This window comes from Flavobacterium cupreum, from assembly GCF_003996965.1.
Classification (GTDB): Bacteria; Bacteroidota; Bacteroidia; order Flavobacteriales; family Flavobacteriaceae; genus Flavobacterium; species Flavobacterium cupreum.
Map to the genome: position 1 here is coordinate 1 of NZ_QWDM01000159.1, position 326 is coordinate 326.

At 65.0% G+C, this 326-nt stretch carries 1 protein-coding gene; it reads left to right on the top strand.

Features of this window, described 5'->3' with window-relative positions; all coding sequences use genetic code 11:
• On the top strand, window positions 1–326 hold a 326-nt coding region (locus D0817_RS27035; RefSeq protein ID WP_127341019.1), incomplete at both ends, for a DUF885 family protein.

Here is a 326-nt window from a genome sequence, read left to right on the forward strand (position 1 = left end):
CGCAGCGGCGTCGTGTTACCAACGGCCATCATCAAGGCGGCCCTGCCGCAGCATCGGAACCTGGTCAGCGCCACGCCCGAAACGAGTGTGTTTTACACGCCGGTCAAGAACCTGCCGGCCAGTTTCTCCTCCGAAGAAAAACGCAGCCTGGGCGCCGAGTACAAGGCGGAAATCGGCGGCCGGCTCAATCCGGCCCTGGCCAAATTGGCGCGCTTCCTGGAGAAGGAGTATCTGCCGGTCGGGCGCGACAGCGCCGGCATGGGCGCGATGCCGAACGGTAGCAACTGGTATCTGGCGCGCGTAGCCTCGCGCACCACAAGCGCCTT